This window comes from Streptomyces sp. NPDC045899 (assembly GCF_056431485.1).
In genome coordinates this window covers 78,599-99,860 of sequence record NZ_JBWKKP010000020.1, presented here as the reverse complement: position 1 = coordinate 99,860, position 21,262 = coordinate 78,599, and the positions used below count along the sequence as shown (strand labels likewise).

Genomic DNA, 21,262 nt, shown 5'->3' with positions numbered 1-21,262 from the left:
GCTGATACTGGGTGGGTTATGGAATTCGTCATCCTTGCCGTAGTCATCGCTGTGGTCGCGGTCGCCGCGATCAGCGGGTTCGTGGTCACCAGCCGCAAGAAGAAGCGGCTGCCCACGGCCCCGCCGAGCAGCCCGTCCGTCACCGCGCCGCCCGCCGAACCGCATGTCGGCGAGGAGGCCGAAACCCCGCGCGAGGAACCGCGCAGGACCATCGAGGAGGTGGACCTGCCGGGGTCCGGCGCCCCGGCCGCGACGGCGGAGGCGCCCGCGCCCGCCGCTCCCGAGGTCCCGCCGGTCGAGGTTCCGGAGCCGACCGCCGGACGGCTGGTCCGGCTGCGCGCCCGGCTGTCCCGTTCCCAGAACACCCTGGGCAAGGGACTGCTGACGCTGCTGTCCCGGGAGCACCTCGACGACGACACCTGGGAGGAGATCGAGGACACCCTGCTGACCGCCGACGTCGGCGTCACCCCGACCCAGGAGCTGGTCGAGCGGCTGCGCGAGCGCGTCAAGGTGCTCGGCACCCGTACCCCCGAGGAGCTGCGCGGTCTGCTGCGCGAGGAGCTGCTGCACCTCATCGGCACCGAGGCGGACCGCACCGTGCACACCGAGAGCGGGGTGGGCGCGAACGGCGAGGAGAAGCCGGGCGTCGTCCTGGTCGTCGGCGTCAACGGCACCGGCAAGACCACCACCACCGGAAAGCTGGCCCGGGTGCTGGTCGCCGACGGCAAGTCGGTGGTGCTGGGCGCCGCCGACACCTTCCGCGCGGCCGCCGCCGATCAGCTCCAGACCTGGGGCGAGCGGGTCGGCGCCCGGACCGTCCGCGGCCCCGAGGCCGGCGATCCGGCGTCGGTCGCCTTCGACGCCGTCAAGGAGGGCATCGCCGAGGCCGCGGACGTCGTGCTGATCGACACCGCGGGGCGGCTGCACACCAAGACCGGTCTCATGGACGAGCTGGGCAAGGTCAAGCGGGTCGTGGAGAAGCACGGCGCGGTGGACGAGGTGCTGCTCGTGCTCGACGCCACCACCGGGCAGAACGGCCTGGTACAGGCCCGGGTGTTCGCGGAGGTCGTGGACATCACCGGCATCGTGCTGACCAAGCTGGACGGCACCGCCAAGGGCGGCATCGTGGTCGCGGTCCAGCGCGAGCTGGGCGTCCCGGTCAAGCTGGTGGGCCTCGGCGAGGGCGCGGACGATCTCGCGCCGTTCGAGCCGGAGGCGTTCGTCGACGCGCTGATCGGCGACTGACGGCGGGAGAGCCGGCGGCTGATCGGTGGGGGACGTTTGCGAAGGGTTCCCATGAGCGCGGGGCGGACCGGAGAGATCCGGTCCGCCCCGCGCTCATGGGGCGGCCCGGACGCCGGGAGGCGGCGCTCAGGCCCCCGCGCGATGGCTCAGATAGGCGAGCGTGCCCAGCACCAGCCGGGCGTGCGGCGGACACCCCGCGGTGTCCAGCGCCGGCGGGCGCAGCCAGCGGACCGGGCCGAGGCCGCCGAAGTCGGAGGGCGGCGCGGTGATGTGGTCGCCCGGCCCCAGACAGCGCAGATCGAGATCCGCGTCGTCCCAGCCCATCCGGTAGAGCAGCCCGGGGAGTTCACGGGCGGCGCCGGGGGCCACGAAGAACTGGGCGCGGCCGTGCGGGGTGACCGCCACCGGCCCGAGCGGCAGCCCCATCCGCTCCAGCCGGACCAGCGCATGGCGCCCCGCGTACTCCGACACCTCCAGGACATCGAACGCGCGCCCCACGGGCAGCAGCACGGCCGCGCCCGGGGTCTCCTCCCACGCCGCCGCGGCGGCACCGAGGGTCGCGCCCGCCGGGACGACGGAGGCGAAGGAGAGCGGATGGGCGCCGGGGGAGGCGCAGTCGGCCGCTCCGCAAGAACATTCGTTTCTGCCGGTGCCCGTACCCCGTGCCGCCCGTGCGCCCGGCACCACGTCCCAGCCCCACAGGCCGGTGTACTCCGCCACCGTCGTGGACTCGGACATACGGCCGCGGCGCCGTGAGCCGGACCGCATGTCCCGGATGCCGCTGATCGTGAAGCCCATGCCTCCTCCAACGGGTCGCGCTCTCGATGGTTACGAGCAGGAACGCGGTGATGACGCTCCGTCGTCAGCGGGGGCGCGACGACGGTGCGCTCCGGTGTGGCCAGGGTGGTGTCGCGCGACTCATGCGCCCCGGTGTGCACCCCTTCACCGTCTCCGGCCGTCCCGGTGTCAAGTGAATCGTGTGAATCGGCAAAGGGGTTCATTCGAAGGGGTGGCGAATGGTGGCGTTTTCCCGAACCGCCTCGCCGGAGGCGTGATCGTAGGATTACTTTGAGTGCATGAACCCTGGGCCCGGTGCTCGGTGGAGCACGGCCAGAGCATGGGCGGAGTGCGGATCGGTACATGCCAGAGGCATGAAGCGATCCGCGTCCCCGACGGTTGATGCGCCGTATCGAGGGGACAACTGACCGTGACAGAAGGCATTCTGGTGGCGGTTCGGGCAGACGTGTGGGATGGGGGCCTTCCAGTGGGCGACAGCGGCGGCGGTGCTGAGAAGCGCCCCAACGCACAGTTGGGGTCGTGGTTCGTGCGCAGCGGCTGGTCGAAGGGGGAGCTGGCGCGCCAAGTCAACCGCAGAGCACGTCAGTTAGGTGCTCATCACATCAGCACCGACACCTCGCGGGTGCGCCGCTGGCTCGATGGCGAGCAGCCGCGCGAGCCGATCCCGCAGATCCTCTCCGAGCTGTTCTCCGAGCGTTTCGGCTGTGTCGTGGGCATCGAGGACCTGGGGCTGCGTGCCGCCCACCGGTCACCGTCCGTGTCCGGGGTGGACCTCCCCTGGGCGGGGCCCGAGACGGTCGCGCTGATCGGCGAGTTCTCCCGCAGCGATCTGATGCTCGCCCGCCGCGGATTCCTCGGCACCTCCCTCGCGCTCTCCGCCGGACCCGCTCTGATCGAGCCGATGCAGCGCTGGCTGGTGCCCTCGCCCGGCGGGGCGGCCGGCGGGGCGCGTCCGGCGGACAAGGGGCGCTCGCGGCGCGTCTCCCGGCTTTCCGAGCCGGAGCTGGAGCTGCTGGAGTCGACGATCAAGATGTTCCGCGCCTGGGACGCCCAGTGCGGTGGCGGACTGCGCCGCAAGGCGGTGGTCGGCCAGCTCCACGAGGTCACCGACCTGCTGCAGGAGTCACATCCGGAGCCGGTGTCCAAGCGGCTGTTCAAGGTCGCCGGAGAACTGGCCGAGCTGGCCGGGTGGATGAGCTATGACATCGGGCTCCAGCCCACCGCCCAGAAGTACTTCGTACTCGCCCTGCACGCCGCCAAGGAATCCGGGGACCGCCCGCTGGGCTCGTACATCCTCTCCAGTATGAGCCGCCAGATGATCCACGTAGGGCGGCCCGACGACGCCCTGGAGCTGATCCACCTCGCGCAGTACGGCAGCCGGGAGAGCGCCACCCCGCGCACCCAGGCCATGCTGTATGCGATGGAGGCCCGGGCGTACGCCAATATGGGCCAGCCCAGCAAGTGCCACCGCGCCGTGAAGATGGCCGAGGACACCTTCGCCGACTGTGCCGGGGGCGATGGCGACCCGGACTGGATCGGCTTCTTCTCCGAAGCCGAGCTCAACGCGGAGAACGCCCACTCCTACCGGGACCTCGCCTATGTGGCCGGGCGCAGCCCCACCTACGCACAGCTCGCCGACCCGGTGATGCGCAAGGCCGTGCACCTCTTCGGCCAGGAGACCGACCATGGCGAGGGCGCCGGCCACCAGCGTTCGTATGCGCTCAATCTGATCGGCATGGCCACCGTCCACCTCCTCCAGAAGGAGCCCGAGCAGTGCGCGGCCATCGCCGGCCAGGCGCTGCCCCTGGCCAAGCGGGTCCGCTCGGAGCGGGTGAACAACCGATTGCGCAAGACCGTGGACACCGCCGTGCGCCAGTTCGGTGACGTACCGGAGATCGCCGCGCTCAGTGACCGGCTGGTGACCCTGCTGCCGGACACCCCCGAGGGCGTGGGCACCGGCCAGGCCGTCTGAACCTTCCGCGTGGCCGGACGGTAACGGAGCGATCCGGCCCGACGACGGCAGTTCACCCGGGCGTAACACGCCCGCGTCCTTCGTCACTGCAGCGAAACATCGCGTGGCATCGACTGAAACGGCGCTGCGCCAATCTCGTGGCGCATAACCGGCCCACTTGATGTTCTGCCCGCACGGGCCGTTGCTTCGAGGAGACGTCCACATTGAATGGCGCAAATACCGCATTCGTATTGATCAGCGCCGCGCTCGTGATGCTGATGACCCCTGGCCTGGCCTTCTTCTACGGCGGCATGGTGCGGGTGAAGAGCACCCTCAACATGCTGATGATGTCCTTCATCTCGCTGGGCGTCGTATCCCTCCTGTGGGTGCTGTTCGGCTACTCGCTCGCCTTCGGTGATGACATCGGCGGCGGTCTGCTGGGCAACCTCGACCACATCGGCTTCCAGGGCATCGAGCCGACGTCGCTGTGGGGCGAGAAGCCGGACGCCGTGCCGGTCCTGGCCTTCGCCCTCTTCCAGCTGATGTTCGCGGTGATCACCCCCGCGCTGATCAGCGGTGCCGTGGCCGACCGCGTCAAGTTCGGCGCGTGGACGCTGTTCATCACCCTGTGGGTCTCCGTCGTCTACTTCCCGGTCGCCCACTGGGTGTGGCAGGCCGACGGCTGGCTGTTCAAGCAGGAGGTCATCGACTTCGCGGGCGGCACCGCGGTGCACATCAACGCGGGCGCCGCCGGACTCGCCCTCGCCCTCGTGCTCGGCAAGCGCATCGGCTTCAAGAAGGACCCCATGCGTCCGCACAGCCTGCCGCTGGTGATGCTGGGCTCCGGTCTGCTGTGGTTCGGCTGGTTCGGGTTCAACGCGGGTTCGGCCCTCGCCGCCAACGGCACCGCCGCCAACATGGCCTTCAACACCCAGATCGCCACCGGGGTCGCGATGCTCGGCTGGCTCGCCTACGAGCGCGTCCGGCACGGCGCGTTCACCACCCTGGGCGCCGCCTCCGGCGCCGTGGCGGGCCTGGTCGCCATCACCCCCTCGGGTGCGGCGGTCGACCCCTGGGGCGCCATCGTGATCGGCCTCGTCGCGGGCGTCGTCTGCTCCTGGGCGGTCAGCCTCAAGTACAAGCTGGGCTTCGACGACTCGCTGGACGTGGTGGGCGTCCACCTGATCGGCGGTCTCATCGGCACCCTCCTGGTCGGCGTCCTCGCCACCGACGGGGTCGGCGGTATGACCCAGCTGGGCAAGCAGGCACTGGGCGCCTTCACCGTGCTCGGCTACTCCTTCGTCGCCTCCTACGTCCTCGCCAAGCTCATCCACGCGACCATGGGACTCCGGGCCGACGAGGACGACGAGGTCAGCGGGATCGACCAGGCGTTCCACGCCGAGACCGCCTACGACTTCAGCGGAGTCGGCGGCTCGCCCCGCAGTACGGTTCCCGCCGTCAGCCACGCCATGAGCGGCGCCACCGCGCCGCAGGACAAGAAGTCGCAGGACAAGAAGGTGGACGCGTGAAGCTCATCACCGCAGTGGTCAAGCCGCACCGGCTCGACGAGATCAAGGAAGCCCTCCAGGCGTTCGGCGTCCAGGGCCTGACCGTCACCGAGGCCAGTGGCTACGGACGCCAGCGCGGCCACACCGAGGTCTACCGGGGCGCGGAGTACACCGTCGACCTGGTGCCCAAGGTCCGCATCGAGGTGCTGGCCGAGGACGAGGACGCCGATGACCTCATCGAGGTCGTGGTCAAGGCGGCCCGCACCGGAAAGATCGGGGACGGAAAGGTCTGGAGCGTCCCCGTCGAGACCGCGATCCGGGTCCGCACCGGAGAACGCGGCCCGGACGCCCTCTGAGGGGTCAGGACCGCCCCTCCGGGGGCCCGCACCGACCGGACGCAGCGCACAGGGAGCCGAGTTGACGGACAGCGTCGAGACCACGACGGACCGGACCGGAACCACGACCGGCACCGTCGAGAACACGACCGGGACCGGCGGCTCGCTGCCCGGCGGCTACGCGGCGGCCCGGCTGCGACTCCTCCAGGAGGGGGCGCGGTCCGGGCCGCCGCGCCGTTCCGCCCTCGCCGATCTCACCGACCAGTGGCTCACCGCGCTGCTCACCACCGGGTCACGGGCCGCCGGGACCGGCACCGGCGTCTCCCTGGTCGCCGTCGGCGGCTATGGACGGGGGGAGCTGTCCCCGCGCAGCGACCTCGATGTGCTGCTGCTCCACGACGGCTCCGCGGACCGCGCCGCCCTCGCAGCCCTCGCCGACCAGGTCTGGTACCCCGTCTGGGACATGGGGCTCGCCCTCGACCACTCCGTGCGCACCCCCGAGGAGGCCCGGACGACCGCGGGCGAGGACCTCAAGGTCCAGCTCGGCCTGCTGGACGCCCGGCATATCGCGGGCGACCCCGCCCTCACCGCGGGCCTGCGCACCGCCGTCCTCGCCGACTGGCGGGCCCAGGCCCCCAAGCGCCTGCCCGAACTGCGCGAACTGTGCCAGGAGCGCGCCGAGCGCCACGGCGAGCTGCAGTTCCTGCTGGAGCCCGATCTGAAGGAGGCGTGCGGCGGACTGCGCGACGCCACCGCGCTGCGCGCCATCGCCGCCTCCTGGCTCGCCGACGCCCCCCGTGCGGGCCTCGCCGACGCGCGGCGGCGGCTGCTGGACGTCCGTGACGCCCTCCACCTGGCCACCGGGCGTGCCACCGACCGGCTCGCGCTCCAGGAACAGGACCAGGTCGCGGCCGACCTCCAACTGCTCGACGCCGACACCCTGCTGCGCCAGGTGTACGAGTCGGCGCGGACCATCGGCTACGCCAGCGATGTCACCTGGCGCGAGGTCGAACGGGTGCTGCGCGCCCGCTCCGCGTCCCGGCCCCGGCTGCGCGGCCTCCTCGGCGGACGCGGCCGGGCCGCCGGCGCCGGTTCGGACGCGGGGGAGCGCAGCCCGCTCGCCGAGGGCGTCGTGGAACAGGACGGTGAGGTGGTGCTCGCCCGCACCGCGCGCCCCGAGCGTGACCCCGTGCTTCCGTTGCGGACCGCCGCGGCCGCGGCCCAGGCCGGACTTCCGCTCTCGCTGCACGCCGTACGGCGGCTGGCCGCCGCCGCGCGCCCGCTGCCGGTGCCGTGGCCGCCCGAGGCCCGGGAACAGCTGGTCACCCTGCTGGGCGCGGGTGAGTCCACGGTCGCGGTCTGGGAGGCGCTGGAGGCCGAGGGCCTGATCACCCGGCTGCTGCCGGACTGGGAGCGGGTGCGCTGCCGTCCGCAGCGCAACCCCGTGCACCGCTGGACCGTCGACCGGCACCTGGTCGAGACGGCCGTCCGGGCCAGTGCGCTCAGCCGCCGGGTGGGCCGCCCCGATCTGCTGCTGGTCGCCGCGCTGCTCCACGACATCGGCAAGGGCTGGCCCGGCGACCACTCGGTGGCCGGGGAGACGATCGTGCGGGACGTGGCCGCCCGCATCGGCTTCGACCGCGCGGACGTCACCGTGCTGGCCACCCTGGTCCGCCACCATCTGCTGCTCGTCGAGACCGCCACCCGCCGTGACCTGGACGACCCGGCCACGGTGCGGTCGGTCGCCGACGCCGTCGGCGGCCCCGTCACGCTGGAGCTGCTGCACGCCCTCACCGAGGCGGACGCGCTGGCCACCGGCCCCGCCGCCTGGAGCGCCTGGCGCGGTTCGCTCGTCGCCGACCTGGTCAAACGGGTCGCGGCGGTGCTGGCCGGGGAGCCCGCCGCGGATCAGATCGCACCGCAGGAGACCACGGCCGAGCACGAGCGGCTGGCGGTCGAGGCCTGGCGCACCGGCGGTCCGGTGCTGGCCCTGCACGCCCGCTCCGAGGCGCCGCCGGAGCCGGAGGCGGCCGACGCCGACACCGGCGATCAGCCGGAGCCGGAGCCGATCGGTGTCGAGCTGCTGATCGCCGTGCCCGACCAGCCCGGTGTGCTGGCCACCGCGGCCGGGGTGCTGGCCCTGCACCGGCTCACCGTGCGCGCGGCGGATCTGCGCGCCGTGGAGCTGCCGCCGGAGCTGGACGGCGTGCCGGAGACGGCGGACGGCTCCGGCCGGGGCGGTGACGTCCTGCTGCTGAGCTGGCGGGTGGCGGCCGAGTACGGTTCGCTGCCGCAGGCCGCCCGGTTGCGCAACGATCTGATGCGGGCGCTGGACGGTTCGCTGGACATCGTCGCCCGGCTCGCCGAGCGCGAAGCCGCGTACCGCAAGTACCCGCGGCGCCGCGGTGTGCACGCCCCGCCGCCGCGCGTCACGGTCGCGCCCGGCAGCTCCCAGCTCGCCACGGTGATCGAGGTCCGCGCCCAGGACGCGCCCGGCCTACTGCACCGCATCGGCCGCGCCCTGGAGGACGCGGGCGTGACGGTCCGCAGTGCCCATGTCAGTACGCTCGGCGCCAACGCGGTGGATGCGTTCTATGTCACCGATGCCTCCGGGGCGCCGCTGCAGCCCATGCGCGCGGCGGAGGTGGCGCGGGAGGTCCAGCGGGCCCTGGGGTGACGGCCTCGGCCCGGGGGCAGACCGTTCACGCGACGGGCGGATACCCTTGGAGGCCGACCGCCGACCCGACAGCCGACCGAAGGATTCGCGACCACCGTGTTCGATACCCTCTCCGATCGCCTCGCAGCGACTTTCAAGAACCTCCGGGGCAAGGGCCGCCTCTCCGAGGCGGACATCGACGCCACGGCGCGCGAGATCCGTATCGCCCTGCTCGAGGCGGACGTCGCGCTCCCCGTCGTCCGGGCCTTCATCAAGCAGGTCAAGGAGAGGGCGACGGGTGCCGAGGTCTCCCAGGCGCTGAACCCCGCCCAGCAGGTCATCAAGATCGTCAACGAGGAGCTCATCGGCATCCTCGGTGGCGAGACCCGCCGTCTGCGCTTCGCCAAGCAGCCGCCGACCGTGATCATGCTGGCGGGTCTCCAGGGTGCCGGTAAGACCACGCTGGCCGGAAAGCTCGGCCGCTGGCTGAAGGGCCAGGGCCACGCCCCGCTGCTGGTCGCCTGTGACCTCCAGCGCCCCAACGCCGTCAACCAGCTCTCGGTGGTCGCCGAGCGCGCGGAGGTCGCGGTCTTCGCCCCCGAGCCGGGCAACGGCGTGGGCGACCCGGTCAAGGTGGCCCAGGACTCGATCGAGTTCGCGCGCACCAAGCAGCACGACGTGGTGATCGTCGACACCGCCGGCCGTCTCGGTATCGACGAGGAGCTGATGCGGCAGGCGGCGGACATCCGTGACGCGGTCCGCCCGGACGAGGTCCTGTTCGTCGTCGACGCGATGATCGGCCAGGACGCGGTCAACACCGCCGAGGCGTTCCGTGACGGCGTCGGCTTCGACGGTGTGGTCCTCTCCAAGCTGGACGGCGACGCGCGCGGCGGTGCCGCGCTGTCCATCGCGCATGTCACCGGCCGCCAGATCATGTTCGCCTCCAACGGCGAGAAGCTGGACGACTTCGACGCGTTCCACCCGGACCGCATGGCGTCCCGCATCCTCGGCATGGGCGACATGCTCAGCCTGATCGAGAAGGCCGAGCAGACCTTCAGCCAGCAAGAGGCCGAGAAGATGGCGGCCAAGCTGGCGAAGGGGCCGAAGGAGTTCACGCTCGACGACTTCCTGGCCCAGATGGAGCAGGTCCGCAAGATGGGCTCCATCTCCAAGCTGCTCGGCATGCTGCCGGGCATGGGCCAGATGAAGGAGCAGATCAACAACCTGGACGAGCGGGACGTGGACCGCACCGCGGCCATCATCAAGTCGATGACCCCCGGTGAGCGCCAGGACCCGAACATCATCAACGGCTCGCGCCGCGCCCGTATCGCGCGTGGTTCGGGTGTCGAGGTGAGCGCGGTGAAGAATCTGGTGGAGCGGTTCTTCGAGGCCCGCAAGATGATGTCCAAGATGGCCCAGGGCGGTATGCCGGGTATGCCCGGGATGCCTGGCATGCCGGGCATGGGCGGCGGTCAGAAGCGCAAGGGCAAGCAGCAGAAGAAGGTCAAGGGCAAGCAGCGCAGCGGCAACCCCATGAAGCGCAAGGCCGATGAGCAGGCGGCCGCCGCGCGCCGTGAGCAGGCGAGCCAGCAGGGCGGCGCGTTCGGCATGCCGGACGGCCAGGGCGACCAGGACTTCGAACTGCCCGACGAGTTCAAGAAGTTCATGGGCTGAGTCCCATGGGGGCGGAGAACCGCCCCGTTCACCGGGCCCCTTGCGCGTACGCCAGGGGCCCGGCGTGTTTCCCGGCCGGAAACGAGCGGTCGGCGGAACGAACGGTCGGCGGAACGAACGGTCAGACGCGCGCGATCAGATAGCGGAAGACGTTCGGCATCCACACCGTCCCGTCCGCCCGTTGGTGCGGATGGAGCGCCTCGGCGATCTCCTTGGCGACCTGCGTCGGATCCGTGGCCCGCTCCGCCGCGTCGAACAGCCCGGTCGACAGCAGCCCGCGCACCGCGCTGTCCAGGTCCGCGTAGCCGAACGGGCAGGCCACCCGGCCCGAGCCGTCGGGCCGCAGCCCGGCCCGCTCGGCCAGCCGCTCCAGGTCGTCCCGGCCGCACGGCCGCCAGCGGGCCGGCGCGCACATCGGATCGGCGAGCCGTGCGCCCACCCGCAGTACGGCCGAGGTGGCGCACCGCTCCGGTGGACCCCATCCGGCGAGCACCACGGCACCGCCGCGCTCGGTGAGCGCCGTGGCCGCCGTGAGCGCGGAGACCGCGGCGTCCATCGCGGCTCCCGGGGCCGACCCCAGGGCGGGCAGCGGTTCGAAGGCGGTCACGACGGTGAACCCCGCCGTCGCCCTGGCGTCCGCCGCCGTCTCCGCGGCCTCCCGCGCCCAGGCGCAGTCCGGGTCGCCCAGCCTCAGCCGCGCCGGGGGCGTGTCCTCGCCCCGCGCTCCGCCCGCGGCCGTCAGCCGCTCCCGCGCCAGGTCCAGCCGGTCCGGGTCGGTGTCGGTCCCGCAGACCGCCGCACCGCGCGCGGCCGCCATGAGGAGGGCCAGCCCCGAGCCGCAGCCCAGGCCCAGCAGTCGGGTCCCGGCGCCGACGTCCAGCCGTTCGTACACGGCCTCGTACAACGGCACCAGCATCCGCTCCTGGATCTCCGTCCAGTCGCGGGTGCGGGTGCCGGGATCCGCGGAGTGCGACGAGGAGGGGTGCGGGCGGTGCCGCCGGACGAGCGTTGATGTCATCGAAAGGGCCCCAATCAGCGAAGAGCGAAGTGCCGTCGTCAGATCCGGTTTCCGTCCGCCGTCGTGCGCTGTGGCGTCCCACCCCCGTAAGCCAGGGAACTCCCCATCCGTGCCCGCGTCCAGAGGTTTCACGGCCGTGCTTGCGTGCCCCCTCCGTGCGCCCCCGCACCCCCGCGCCCCGCCCGGCTCCCGGGGCCACCCCGGCGGCGCCCGGTTCCTTTTCGCCCGATTCACCGTTCCGCGCGCCGCCGCCGTACGATCGGCGCCATGGCGAAAGCTCCCGTACTCACCCCGCGGGCGGAAGACTTCCCCCGCTGGTACCAGGACGTGATCAACAAGGCCGAGCTGGCCGACAACGGCCCGGTGCGCGGCACCATGGTGATCCGGCCGTACGGGTACGGGCTGTGGGAGCGGATGCAGGCGGACATGGACGCCCGTATCAAGGCGACCGGTACGCAGAACGCGTACTTCCCGCTTTTCATCCCGCAGTCGTACCTGACGAAGGAAGCCGATCACGTCGAGGGGTTCGCGCCCGAGCTCGCCGTCGTCACCCACGGCGGCGGCAAGGAGCTGGAGGAGCCGGTCGTCGTCCGGCCGACCTCCGAGACGATCGTCAACGAGTACTTCTCCAAATGGGTGCAGAGCTATCGCGACCTGCCGCTGCTGATCAACCAGTGGGCCAATGTGGTCCGTTGGGAGCTGAGGCCGCGGCTGTTCCTGCGGACGACCGAATTCCTCTGGCAGGAGGGCCACACCGCCCACGCCACCTACGAGGACGCCCGGGACTTCGCGGCCCGTATCCACCGCCACGTCTACGCCGACTTCATGGAGAACGTGCTCGCCATGGACGTCGTGCTGGGCCGGAAGACCGCGGCCGAGCGGTTCGCCGGGGCGCTCAACACCCTCACCCTGGAAGGGATGATGGGCGACGGCAAGGCGCTGCAACTGGGCACCAGCCATGAGCTCGGCCAGAACTTCTCCCGCGCCTTCAACACCCGTTACCTGTCCCGGGAGGGTGAGCAGGAGCTGGTGTGGCAGACCTCCTGGGGCAGCACCACCCGGATGATCGGCGCGCTGGTGATGATGCACGGCGACGATCAGGGCCTGCGGATCCCGCCCCGGCTCGCTCCCGTCCAGGCCGTCGTCATGGCCGTCAAGGGCGATGACGCGGTGGTCGCGCGGGTCCGGGAGGTCGGCGACCGGCTGACCGCGGCCGGGGTGCGGGTGCGCGTCGACGACCGCACGGACACCCCGTTCGGCCGCCGCGCGGTCGACTGGGAGCTCAAGGGCGTACCGGTCCGGGTCGAGATCGGTCCGCGCGACCTGGAGGCCGGCACCGCGACGCTGGCGCGCCGGATCCCGGGCGGCAAGGAGCCGGTGCCCGTCGAGCGGCTCGCCGGGCTGGTGCCGGGCATCCTCGAGGAGGACCAGGCGCTGCTGCTGCGCCAGGCGCGGGACCGCCGTGAGGCGCGGACCACGGACGTGGCGACGATCGCCGAGGCGGCCGAGGCCGCGACCGCGGGCGGCTGGGCCCGGATCCGGTGGGCGGACCTGGGGCCCGAGGGCGAGGCCGCGCTCGCCGCGCAGGCGGTGTCCGTACGCTGTCTGGTCGCCGAGGACGGGTCGGTGCCGGACGCGGACGACACTCCGGGTAACGTCGCCTACGTCGCGCGGGCCTACTGAGGCCGGGCCGGTGCCGCGGAACCGGTACGTACCGGGTTGGTGCCCGCTGGGCGGCTCCTCCGCAGATCGGCGCACCCGCCCTCGTCGCGGCACTCATCGTGAACTGACTGGTACGTGCAAATTATTTGGGATGCCCCGGAATCGGAACACCGGGCCGCTCCGGCTCGTTAGCACGACGTGAGCACGACACCACCTGTTCTCGCCGCAGAGCTGGCGCAGGCGTGGGCCGATATTCAACGGCACCACCCCGAGCTGCCGGATCTCGCCGCGCCCGAATCGCTGATCGGAGAGTCGTCGTCCGCATGTGGCGCCGAGCTCTCCTTCGAACGGCTGCTGCACGAGGCCGTCCATGGCATCGCCGCCGCCCGCGGTGTCCGTGACACCTCGCGCGCCGGCCGCTACCACAACCGCCGGTTCCTGGCGATCGCCGAGGAGCTCGGGCTGGACCATCCCGAGGAGCCACATCCCAGCAGTGGTTTCTCCCTGGTCACGCTGAGTACCGAGGCGAGAAAGCGCTACCGGAACACGATCGAGAGACTCCAGCGCGCCCTCAAGGCACACACCGTCGCGACCACCGCCGACACCTCCCGCACCTTCCGCGGGCCCGCCGCGCGGCACGGTTCCTCCGGCGGCGGCGTCCGGGTCAAGGCCGTGTGCGACTGCGGGCGCAACGTCCGCGTCGTCCCGTCGGTGCTGGCGCAGGCGCCGATCATGTGCGGTGGCTGCGGCAAGCCGTTCCGCATCCCGGAGGCGGTGGCCGCGGTCGGCTGACCGGCGACGGTGTGGCACAATGGTCCGCTGTACTCGACAGTCGACCAGGACCCCTCTCTCCTCCGGCTGGCGCGTCCATCGGGCACTCGGGTACCACAACCCCACGTGGCACTTCGCGTGCTCAACCACGTCAAGACCAGGAGACACCACTCCCGTGGCAGTCAAGATCAAGCTGAAGCGTCTGGGCAAGATCCGTTCGCCTCACTACCGCATCGTCATCGCCGACTCCCGTACCCGCCGTGACGGCCGGGCCATCGAGGAGATCGGCCTGTACCACCCGGTGCAGAACCCGTCGCGCATCGAGGTCGACTCGGAGCGCGCGCAGTACTGGCTGAAGGTCGGCGCGCAGCCGACCGAGCCGGTGCTGGCCATCCTGAAGGTCACCGGCGACTGGCAGAAGTTCAAGGGTCTGCCCGCCCCGGCTCCGATGCAGGTCGCCGAGCCGAAGGCCGACCACCGCGCGCTGTTCGAGGCTGCCGCCAAGGACGCCGGTGACGAGCCGAAGGGTGAGGCGATCACCCAGAAGGCGAAGAAGGCCGAGAAGAAGTCGGACGACGCTGCCGAGGCCGCCGAGTCCACCGCGTCGACCGAGGCCTGAGGATGCTCGAGGAGGCCCTCGAGCACCTGGTGAAGGGCATCGTCGACAATCCCGACGAAGTGCAGGTCGCCTCGCGCAACCTGCGTCGTGGGCGCGTGCTGGAGGTCCGGGTGCACCCCGATGACCTCGGCAAGGTGATCGGCCGCAACGGCCGGACCGCGCGTGCCCTGCGGACCGTCGTGGGCGCCATCGGCGGCCGTGGGATCCGCGTCGACCTGGTCGACGTGGACCAGATCCGCTGAGGCGATCAAAGAGAGCACCGGCACGGGCCGGGGAGGGCCATGGGGCCGTCCCCGGCCCGTGTGTCGTGAAGGGACATCGGACACGTGCAGTTGGTTGTGGCGAGGATCGGCCGAGCCCATGGCATCAAGGGTGAGGTCACCGTCGAGGTGCGTACCGACGAGCCGGAACTGAGGCTCGCCCCGGGCGCCGTGCTGGCCACCGAACCGGCCTCGGCCGGGCCGCTGACCATCGAGACCGGCCGGGTCCACAGCGGCCGGCTGCTGCTGCGCTTCGAGGGCGTCCGGGACCGTACGGGCGCGGAGGCGCTGCGCAACATCCTGCTGATCGCCGAGGTCGATCCGGAGGAAGTCCCCGAGGACCCCGAGGAGTTCTACGACCACCAGCTGATCGACCTCGATGTGGTGACCGTGGACGGCACCGAGGTCGGCCGGATCTCCGAGATCTCCCATCTGCCCTACCACGACCTGCTGATCGTCCGGCGTCCGGACGGCAGCGAGGCGATGATCCCGTTCGTCTCCGAGGTGGTGCCCGAGATCGACCTCGAGGCGCAGCGCGCGGTGATCGACCCGCCGCCGGGACTGCTGGACGAGGCCGAGGCCGAGATCGCCAGTGGCCGCGAGGACGCCTCCCGGGACGGGGACGCCTCCCGGGACGGGGACGCGTCGTCATGAGGCTCGATGTCGTCACGATCTTCCCCGAGTACCTCGAACCGCTGAACGTCTCGCTGGTCGGCAAGGCCCGCGCCCGCGGGCGGCTCGACGTCCGGGTCCACGACCTCCGTTCCTGGACGCACGACCGGCACAACACGGTGGACGACACCCCCTACGGCGGCGGACCGGGCATGGTGATGAAGCCCGGGCCGTGGGGCGAGGCACTGGACTCCGTCCTCGCCTCGGGGGAGGCCGAGGGGCTGGCCGCGCCGGTGCTGGTGGTGCCGACGCCGAGCGGCCGCCCGTTCACCCAGGCGCTGGCCGTGGAGCTGGCCGAGCGCCCCTGGCTGGTCTTCGCGCCCGCCCGCTACGAGGGCATCGACCGGCGGGTGATCGAGGAGTACGGCGAGCGGCTGGAGGTCCACGAGGTCTCCATCGGCGACTACGTCCTGGCCGGCGGCGAGGCCGCGGTGCTGGTGATCACCGAGGCGGTCGCCCGGCTGCTGCCCGGAGTGCTGGGGAACGCCGAATCGCACCGCGACGACTCCTTCGCGCCCGGCGCCATGGCCGATCTGCTGGAGGGGCCGGTGTACACCAAGCCCCCCGAATGGCGTGGCCGTGACATCCCGGAGGTGCTGGTCAGCGGGCACCACGGCAAGATCGCCCGCTGGCGGCGGGACGAGGCGTTCCGCCGCACCAGCGCCAACCGCCCCGATCTGATCGAGCGCTGCGACCCCGCGGCGCTGGACAAGCACGACCGGAAGACCCTGGCGGAACTGGGCTGGGAGGAGCTGCCCGGGGGCGGATTTGGGCGCCGCGACCGGGCCGTGGAAGAATAGGCCGCTGCCGTACGTCCGGGCGCGGCGCCCCTGCCACAGGGGGATCGACGCCCACCCGATGAGGGCGGCACTCCGAATCAGCATCCGAATATGCCGCTGATGACCTGTGGCATCAGCGAGGAAAGCAGACGATCATGTCTCACCTGCTCGACACCGTCGACACCGCGTCGCTGCGCAGCGACCTCCCCACCTTCCGCCCGGGTGACACGGTCAACGTGCACGTGCGCGTCATCGAGGGCAACCGCTCCCGTGTGCAGCAGTTCAAGGGCGTGGTCATCCGCCGCCAGGGTTCCGGCGTGCGTGAGACCTTCACCGTCCGCAAGGTGAGCTTCAGCGTCGGCGTCGAGCGCACCTTCCCGGTGCACACCCCGATCGTGGAGAAGATCGAGGTCGTCACCCGCGGTGATGTGCGCCGTGCGAAGCTGTACTACCTGCGTGACCTCCGCGGCAAGGCCGCGAAGATCAAGGAGAAGCGCGAGAACTGAGTTTTGCGCGACTACTGAGCTACCGCCGGATCATCCGGCCGGGGCGGATAGGCTCTGGCCCGATGGACACCGAAGGACAGCTCGCGGAGCGCGATCGCTCCTCCCGCTCCACCACGGAGCCGGAGGACCGGTCGCGCTCTTCGCATGCGCCGGGTGACGCCGCGGAAGAGACCGCCGCCGCGCCCCGGCCCGCCCGGCGGGCGCTCGGGTGGCTGACCGGAGGCGGGCGCTGGCGGAGGGCGGGAGTGGTCACGGCGCTCAGCGCCGTACTGGTCCTGTTGGTGAGCGGCTGGGTGGTCCAGCCGTTCCTGATCCCCAGCGGCTCGATGGAGAACACCCTGCGACCCGGGGACCGGGTGCTGGTGAACAAGCTCGCCTACCGCTTCGGGGACGATCCGCGGCGCGGCGACGTTGTGGTGTTCGACGGAAACGGTTCCTTCCGCGGCGAGCAGCCGTCGGGGAACCCTGTGACCGGAGCACTGCGCAAGGCCGCCGCCGCGGTCGGACTGGCCGCCCCGGCCGAAACCGACTACATCAAGCGTGTGGTGGGCGTCGGCGGTGACCGGGTCACCTGCTGCGACAAGCGGGGGAGGATCGAGGTGAACGGTCAACCGGTGGACGAGCGCTATCTGCACCCGGGGGACAGCCCCTCGCGCGTGCCGTTCGACATCGTGGTGCCGGAAGGGCGGCTGTGGGTGATGGGGGACCACCGATCCGCCTCCCGCGATTCACGGGACCACCTCGGCGCACCCGGCGGGGGCACCGTCCCCCTGGACCGGGTGATCGGCCGGGCCGACTGGATCGCCTGGCCGGTCGGCCGCTGGTCCCGGCTGGAGCGGCCGGAGACCTTCTCGGCGGTCCCCGGGCCCGGCGCGGAACCGGGCGGCGCGCATGGGTAGCCGCGGACGGCCCCGGTACGGAAAGCGCCGCGCGGGCGCGCCGCCGGGGGCGGATGAGTCGCGTCCGGGGGAGCGTCCCCTGGGCGGGCGTGCCGAGCGGCGCAAGATCCAGCGCCGTATCAAGCGCAGGCGCCGCCGCTCCAAGGCCAAGGAGATACCGATCCTGGTGGGTGTGGCACTGGTGATCGCGCTGGTGCTGAAGACCTTCCTGGTGCAGGCGTTCGTGATTCCGTCCGGGTCGATGGAGCAGACGATCCGCATCGGTGACCGGGTGCTGGTCGACAAGTTCACCCCGTGGTTCGGCTCGAAGCCGGAGCGCGGTGACGTGGTGGTGTTCAAGGACCCCGGCGGCTGGCTGGAGGACGAGCGCAAGCCGCCCAAGGACGATCCGCCGGTCATCAAGCAGGGCAAGCAGTTCCTGACCTTCATCGGTCTGCTGCCGTCGGACGACGAACAGGACCTGATCAAGCGGGTGGTCGGGGTCGGCGGTGACACCGTCGCGTGCTGTGACTCGGGCGGCAAGGTGACGGTCAACGGCACGCCGCTGAACGAACCGTATCTGCACCCGGGGAACGAGCCTTCGCAGCGTCAGTTCAAGGTGACCGTCCCCGAGGGGCGGATCTTCGTGATGGGTGATCACCGCTCCAACTCGGCGGACTCCCGGGTCCATCTGGACGAACCGGGTCAGGGCACCGTCTCGGACGACATGGTGGTCGGCCGCGCGGTGGTGATCGCCTGGCCCTTCGGCCATATGCGCCAGCTGGAGGAGCCGGGAACGTACGCATCGGTGAAGGACGCGCCGGGCGGGGAGACACGGGCGCAGGGCTCGCCGCATAGGCTGTCCCCCATGGATCAGCAAGGAATGGTCCAGCTCCCGACCCCTGCGGAACTCCCGCTCGTTATGGGAGTGGTGGTCCTGCGCCGTTCGTGGAGCAGGCGGCAGTCAGGTGTGAGGAGTGGATGTGGGGGATTTGGCGGTCGGCGCGCGTTCCGGTCACGAAGAGCCCGAGCGGCGACCCGGAGCACGGGGAGACAACCCTGTGAACGGGGACGGGGCGGACACGGCGCCACAGACCGGTGCGCCCGCGGACCGGACCTCGGACGATCCGGCGGGACCGGCCGGATCGGATCGTGCGACCGCGGCGGATCCCTCGGACCGCTCCGGGTCCGCCGAGCCCCAGGACTCCGCGACGGGCACGGAGCGGGAGACGGCCTCCGGGGCGTCCGGCGGCCCTTCCGGGGCCGGGGCCGCACCGGGGGCGAAGCGGGGCACCGCTGACCAGAAGAAGGCGCGCTCGTTCTGGAAGGAGCTGCCGATCCTGGTCGGCATCGCCCTGCTGCTGGCGCTGCTGATCAAGACCTTCCTGGTGCAGGCGTTCTCCATCCCGTCCGACTCGATGCAGAACACCCTGCAGCGGGGCGACCGGGTGCTGGTGGACAAGCTCACCCCGTGGTTCGGCTCGGAGCCGGAGCGCGGTGAGGTGGTGGTCTTCCACGACCCGGGCGGCTGGCTCGGCGAGACGGAGAAGAAGGACTCCGGTCCGGTCGCCGAGGGCATCCAGAAGGCGCTGAGCTTCATCGGGCTGATGCCGTCGGCCGAGGAGAAGGACCTGATCAAGCGGGTCATCGCGGTCGGCGGGGACACCGTCTCGTGCAAGCGCGGCGGCAAGGTCATGGTGAACGGCAAGCCGCTGGACGAGCCGTACATCTTCCCCGGCAACACCCCCTGTGACGAGAAGCCGTTCGGTCCGATCAAGGTGCCCGAGGGCCGGATCTGGGTGATGGGCGACCACCGTCAGGACTCGCTGGACTCGCGCTACCACCAGAACCTGCACCAGGGCACGGTCTCGGTCGACGATGTCGTCGGGCGCGCGATCGTGGTCGCCTGGCCGGTCGACCGCTGGGGCGCGCTGTCGGTGCCGGGCACCTTCGACCAGCCGGGGCTGAGCGCGGCGGCTTCGCTGGCGCCGGCGGCGGGCGGGCTCGCGGGCGCGCTGCCGCTCGTGCTGTGGCGGCGCCGCAGGATGATCGCCAAGGTGCGGCGCAGCGGCTGACCTGGTCCTGCGCCGCTGCCGCGGGGTCTCCCCGCGGCGTCCCGCTGCTGACGCCGGGCGCCTACCGCGGGTAAGGTGCGGTCCCGTGCCCTCGGGCACGGGACCTGATCTTCTGACGTCGGTGGCGCAAGGCGGGAGCACGGGAATGAGCAGACCGGTGGGGGAGGGCAGGTGCGGCAGCCTGCTGTCCGGTGTGGCGGTGGCCCTCGGGTGTGTGCTGTTCCTGGGCGGATTCGCCTGGGGTGCGGTGGTCTACAAGCCGTACACCGTCCCGACCGACTCCATGGCGCCCACCATCGGCAAGGACGACCGGGTGCTGGCACAGCGGATCGACGGCGATGAGGTGCGCCGCGGTGACGTGGTGGTCTTCCAGGACGCCGTCTGGGGCGCGATGCCCATGGTGAAGCGGGTGATCGGCGTCGGTGGCGACAAGGTCGTCTGCTGTGACAAGCAGGGCCGGGTGAGCGTGGACGGCACACCGCTCGACGAGCCCTATCTGGAGAAGAAGGACCAGGGGTCCCTGACCGGCTTCTCCACCACGGTGCCCAGGGGACGGTTGTTCCTGATGGGCGACCACCGCAGCGATTCGCTCGACTCCCGGGTGCACCTCACCGACAGCAGCCGCGGGGCGGTTCCCAGGAGCGCGGTCAGCGCCCGGGTCGACGCCACGGCCTGGCCGATGAGCGGCTTCGGCATGCTGGAGCGGCCGGGGACGTTCGACGGGCTGCCGGGCGGGGTCTCACAGCCGGGGCCGCTGCGGCTGATGGTGATCGCAGTGGTCAGCGGTGCCGTCCTGATCCTGGCGGGAGCGGCGTACGGGCCGATCGCCCGCCGCAGGCGCGCCGGCGCCGTACGGCGCGAGGAGGCGCGTGGGACGGTGACGGCGAGTGGCTGACGGGGCGGCCGGACGGCCGCCGGGCACCGGCGCGGAGGAGCGGCCGCTGCGGCAGGTCGCCCGGGTGGTGCTGCTGGACCCGCGGGACCGGATTCTGCTGCTGCACGGCTATGAACCGGACGATCCCTCCAAGACCTGGTGGTTCACACCCGGCGGCGGTCTGGAGGGCGGGGAGAGCCGGGAGGAGGCCGCACGGCGGGAGCTGGCCGAGGAGACCGGGATCACCGATGTCCGGCTCGGCCCGCTGCTGTGGCGGCGGACCTGCTCGTTCCCCTTCGCGGGGCAGCGCTGGGACCAGGACGAGTGGTACTTCCTGGGGCGCACCGAGCAGACCGGGACCGGGATCGGCGGGGGACTGACGGAGCTGGAGCGGCGCAGTGTGGCCGGGCTGCGGTGGTGGACCGCGGAGGAGCTGGCGGGGGTGGAGGAACCGGTGTACCCGACCCGCCTCCCCGGACTCTTGCGTACGCTGCTCGTCGAGGGACCCCCGAGTGCACCGGTGATCCTGGAGACTGAGCGCGTCTGACGCACAATGGGGGGACGCACGGCTGAAGGGGAACATGCCATGAGCGCCGAGGACCTCGAGAAGTACGAGACCGAGATGGAGCTGAAGCTCTACCGGGAGTACCGAGATGTCGTCGGTCTGTTCAAATACGTGATCGAAACCGAGCGCCGCTTCTATCTGACCAACCAGTACGAGATGCAGGTGCACTCCGTCCAGGGTGAGGTCTTCTTCGAGGTGTCCATGGCCGACGCCTGGGTCTGGGACATGTACCGTCCGGCGCGCTTCGTGAAGCAGGTCCGGGTGCTCACGTTCAAGGATGTGAACATCGAGGAGCTCAACAAGAGCGACCTCGACCTTCCGAGTGGCTGAGTTGTCCACAGGCTGATGCCCCTCCACGGAAATCCTCCAAGATCCCACAATGAGTGACCGAGGAGTCACAGTCGGTGCCGGAGGTG

Annotated in this window: 20 protein-coding genes and 1 pseudogene; 19 read left to right on the top strand and 2 right to left on the bottom strand. The window is 71.5% G+C overall.

The features are described 5' to 3' along the window. Positions 1-18: 18 nt before the first annotated feature. Entirely contained in the window at positions 19-1,245 is a 1,227-nt protein-coding gene (ftsY, locus tag AC07FT_RS26450; protein WP_471201999.1) for a signal recognition particle-docking protein FtsY, read from the top strand. A 126-nt stretch (positions 1,246-1,371) separates the two neighbouring features. Here ftsY and AC07FT_RS26445 read toward each other — a convergent pair whose 3' ends face one another. Beyond that, positions 1,372-2,043, bottom strand: a complete 672-nt coding sequence (locus AC07FT_RS26445) for a bifunctional DNA primase/polymerase (RefSeq protein WP_479178350.1) — start codon at positions 2,041-2,043, stop codon at positions 1,372-1,374. 466 nt (positions 2,044-2,509) lie between these two features. Here AC07FT_RS26445 and nsdA point away from each other — a divergent pair, with 466 nt between their 5' ends. The 5 genes from nsdA to ffh all read left to right on the top strand — a co-directional run bounded on the left by nsdA (position 2,510) and on the right by ffh (position 10,167). Beyond that, positions 2,510-4,015 (top strand): transcriptional repressor NsdA, encoded by a 1,506-nt coding sequence (gene nsdA / locus AC07FT_RS26440; RefSeq protein ID WP_479178349.1) that lies wholly within the window; start codon positions 2,510-2,512, stop codon positions 4,013-4,015. Positions 4,016-4,218: 203 nt separating this feature from the next. Next, complete coding sequence (locus AC07FT_RS26435) at positions 4,219-5,523, top strand: ammonium transporter (RefSeq protein ID WP_479178348.1); 1,305 nt, start codon at positions 4,219-4,221, stop codon at positions 5,521-5,523. Further along, positions 5,520-5,858, top strand: a complete 339-nt coding sequence (locus AC07FT_RS26430; protein WP_176180413.1) for a P-II family nitrogen regulator — start codon at positions 5,520-5,522, stop codon at positions 5,856-5,858. The genes AC07FT_RS26435 and AC07FT_RS26430 overlap by 4 nt, the downstream gene beginning before the upstream one ends. A 61-nt stretch (positions 5,859-5,919) precedes the next feature. Then, complete coding sequence (locus AC07FT_RS26425) at positions 5,920-8,514, top strand: [protein-PII] uridylyltransferase (RefSeq protein ID WP_479178347.1); 2,595 nt, start codon at positions 5,920-5,922, stop codon at positions 8,512-8,514. A 96-nt stretch (positions 8,515-8,610) separates the two neighbouring features. After that, positions 8,611-10,167: a signal recognition particle protein gene (gene ffh / locus AC07FT_RS26420; protein WP_471202010.1), complete on the top strand. Its 1,557-nt coding sequence runs from the start codon at positions 8,611-8,613 to the stop codon at positions 10,165-10,167. Positions 10,168-10,288: 121 nt separating this feature from the next. Here the strand turns inward: ffh and AC07FT_RS26415 are convergent, their stop codons facing one another. Next, complete coding sequence (locus AC07FT_RS26415; protein ID WP_479178346.1) at positions 10,289-11,185, bottom strand: methyltransferase domain-containing protein; 897 nt, start codon at positions 11,183-11,185, stop codon at positions 10,289-10,291. Positions 11,186-11,452: 267 nt separating this feature from the next. Here AC07FT_RS26415 and proS point away from each other — a divergent pair, with 267 nt between their 5' ends. The 13 genes and pseudogenes from proS (at position 11,453) to AC07FT_RS26350 (ending at position 21,176) form a co-directional block, all read left to right on the top strand. Continuing rightward, the gene (proS, locus tag AC07FT_RS26410) at positions 11,453-12,868 is read left to right on the top strand and encodes a proline--tRNA ligase (RefSeq protein WP_479178345.1); all 1,416 of its coding nucleotides are present in this window, start codon (positions 11,453-11,455) and stop codon (positions 12,866-12,868) included. Between the two features lie 177 nt (positions 12,869-13,045). Beyond that, entirely contained in the window at positions 13,046-13,639 is a 594-nt protein-coding gene (locus tag AC07FT_RS26405; RefSeq protein WP_471202016.1) for a hypothetical protein, read from the top strand. A 154-nt stretch (positions 13,640-13,793) separates the two neighbouring features. Continuing rightward, positions 13,794-14,237 (top strand): 30S ribosomal protein S16, encoded by a 444-nt coding sequence (gene rpsP, locus AC07FT_RS26400; protein WP_254745166.1) that lies wholly within the window; start codon positions 13,794-13,796, stop codon positions 14,235-14,237. A gap of 2 nt (positions 14,238-14,239) precedes the next feature. Next, on the top strand, positions 14,240-14,479 hold the full coding sequence (locus tag AC07FT_RS26395) for an RNA-binding protein (RefSeq protein ID WP_254745164.1): 240 nt from the start codon (positions 14,240-14,242) through the stop codon (positions 14,477-14,479). A gap of 84 nt (positions 14,480-14,563) precedes the next feature. Further along, a complete protein-coding gene (rimM, locus tag AC07FT_RS26390) occupies positions 14,564-15,151 on the top strand; it encodes a ribosome maturation factor RimM (protein ID WP_479178344.1) in 588 nt (195 codons plus the stop codon). Then, positions 15,148-15,969, top strand: a complete 822-nt coding sequence (gene trmD, locus AC07FT_RS26385) for a tRNA (guanosine(37)-N1)-methyltransferase TrmD (protein WP_479178343.1) — start codon at positions 15,148-15,150, stop codon at positions 15,967-15,969. Before rimM ends, trmD begins: the two co-directional genes overlap by 4 nt. 134 nt (positions 15,970-16,103) lie before the next feature. Beyond that, complete coding sequence (gene rplS, locus AC07FT_RS26380; protein ID WP_176180403.1) at positions 16,104-16,454, top strand: 50S ribosomal protein L19; 351 nt, start codon at positions 16,104-16,106, stop codon at positions 16,452-16,454. 62 nt (positions 16,455-16,516) lie between these two features. Then, complete coding sequence (gene lepB / locus AC07FT_RS26375) at positions 16,517-17,353, top strand: signal peptidase I (RefSeq protein ID WP_479178342.1); 837 nt, start codon at positions 16,517-16,519, stop codon at positions 17,351-17,353. After that, positions 17,346-18,377: pseudogene (gene lepB, locus AC07FT_RS26370) on the top strand (signal peptidase I); the annotation flags it as partial. The gene lepB (AC07FT_RS26375) and the pseudogene lepB (AC07FT_RS26370), both read left to right, overlap by 8 nt. After that, positions 18,325-19,407, top strand: a complete 1,083-nt coding sequence (lepB, locus tag AC07FT_RS26365) for a signal peptidase I (protein WP_479178372.1) — start codon at positions 18,325-18,327, stop codon at positions 19,405-19,407. The pseudogene lepB (AC07FT_RS26370) and the gene lepB (AC07FT_RS26365), both read left to right, overlap by 53 nt. Positions 19,408-19,552: 145 nt before the next feature. Then, positions 19,553-20,302 (top strand): signal peptidase I, encoded by a 750-nt coding sequence (lepB, locus tag AC07FT_RS26360; RefSeq protein WP_479178341.1) that lies wholly within the window; start codon positions 19,553-19,555, stop codon positions 20,300-20,302. After that, positions 20,295-20,828, top strand: coding sequence for an NUDIX hydrolase (locus AC07FT_RS26355; RefSeq protein ID WP_479178340.1), 534 nt, complete (start codon positions 20,295-20,297; stop codon positions 20,826-20,828). Before lepB (AC07FT_RS26360) ends, AC07FT_RS26355 begins: the two co-directional genes overlap by 8 nt. Positions 20,829-20,867: 39 nt before the next feature. Next, positions 20,868-21,176, top strand: coding sequence for a DUF2469 domain-containing protein (locus AC07FT_RS26350; protein ID WP_176180398.1), 309 nt, complete (start codon positions 20,868-20,870; stop codon positions 21,174-21,176). The last annotated feature ends 86 nt before the right edge of the window (positions 21,177-21,262 follow it).

Excerpts from the sequence above, each read along its gene's own strand:
- proS (WP_479178345.1), top strand. The coding sequence starts at position 11,453 with ATGGCGAAAGCTCCCGTACTCACCCCGCGGGCGGAAGACTTCCCCCGC.
- lepB (WP_479178341.1), top strand. The coding sequence starts at position 19,553 with ATGAGCAGACCGGTGGGGGAGGGCAGGTGCGGCAGCCTGCTGTCCGGT.
- rplS (WP_176180403.1), top strand. The coding sequence starts at position 16,104 with ATGTCTCACCTGCTCGACACCGTCGACACCGCGTCGCTGCGCAGCGAC.
- AC07FT_RS26350 (WP_176180398.1), top strand. The coding sequence starts at position 20,868 with ATGAGCGCCGAGGACCTCGAGAAGTACGAGACCGAGATGGAGCTGAAG.
- trmD (WP_479178343.1), top strand. The coding sequence starts at position 15,148 with ATGAGGCTCGATGTCGTCACGATCTTCCCCGAGTACCTCGAACCGCTG.
- AC07FT_RS26415 (WP_479178346.1), bottom strand. The coding sequence starts at position 11,185 with ATGACATCAACGCTCGTCCGGCGGCACCGCCCGCACCCCTCCTCGTCG.
- AC07FT_RS26445 (WP_479178350.1), bottom strand. The coding sequence starts at position 2,043 with ATGGGCTTCACGATCAGCGGCATCCGGGACATGCGGTCCGGCTCACGG.
- ftsY (WP_471201999.1), top strand. The coding sequence starts at position 19 with ATGGAATTCGTCATCCTTGCCGTAGTCATCGCTGTGGTCGCGGTCGCC.
- AC07FT_RS26395 (WP_254745164.1), top strand. The coding sequence starts at position 14,240 with ATGCTCGAGGAGGCCCTCGAGCACCTGGTGAAGGGCATCGTCGACAAT.
- lepB (WP_479178342.1), top strand. The coding sequence starts at position 16,517 with ATGGACACCGAAGGACAGCTCGCGGAGCGCGATCGCTCCTCCCGCTCC.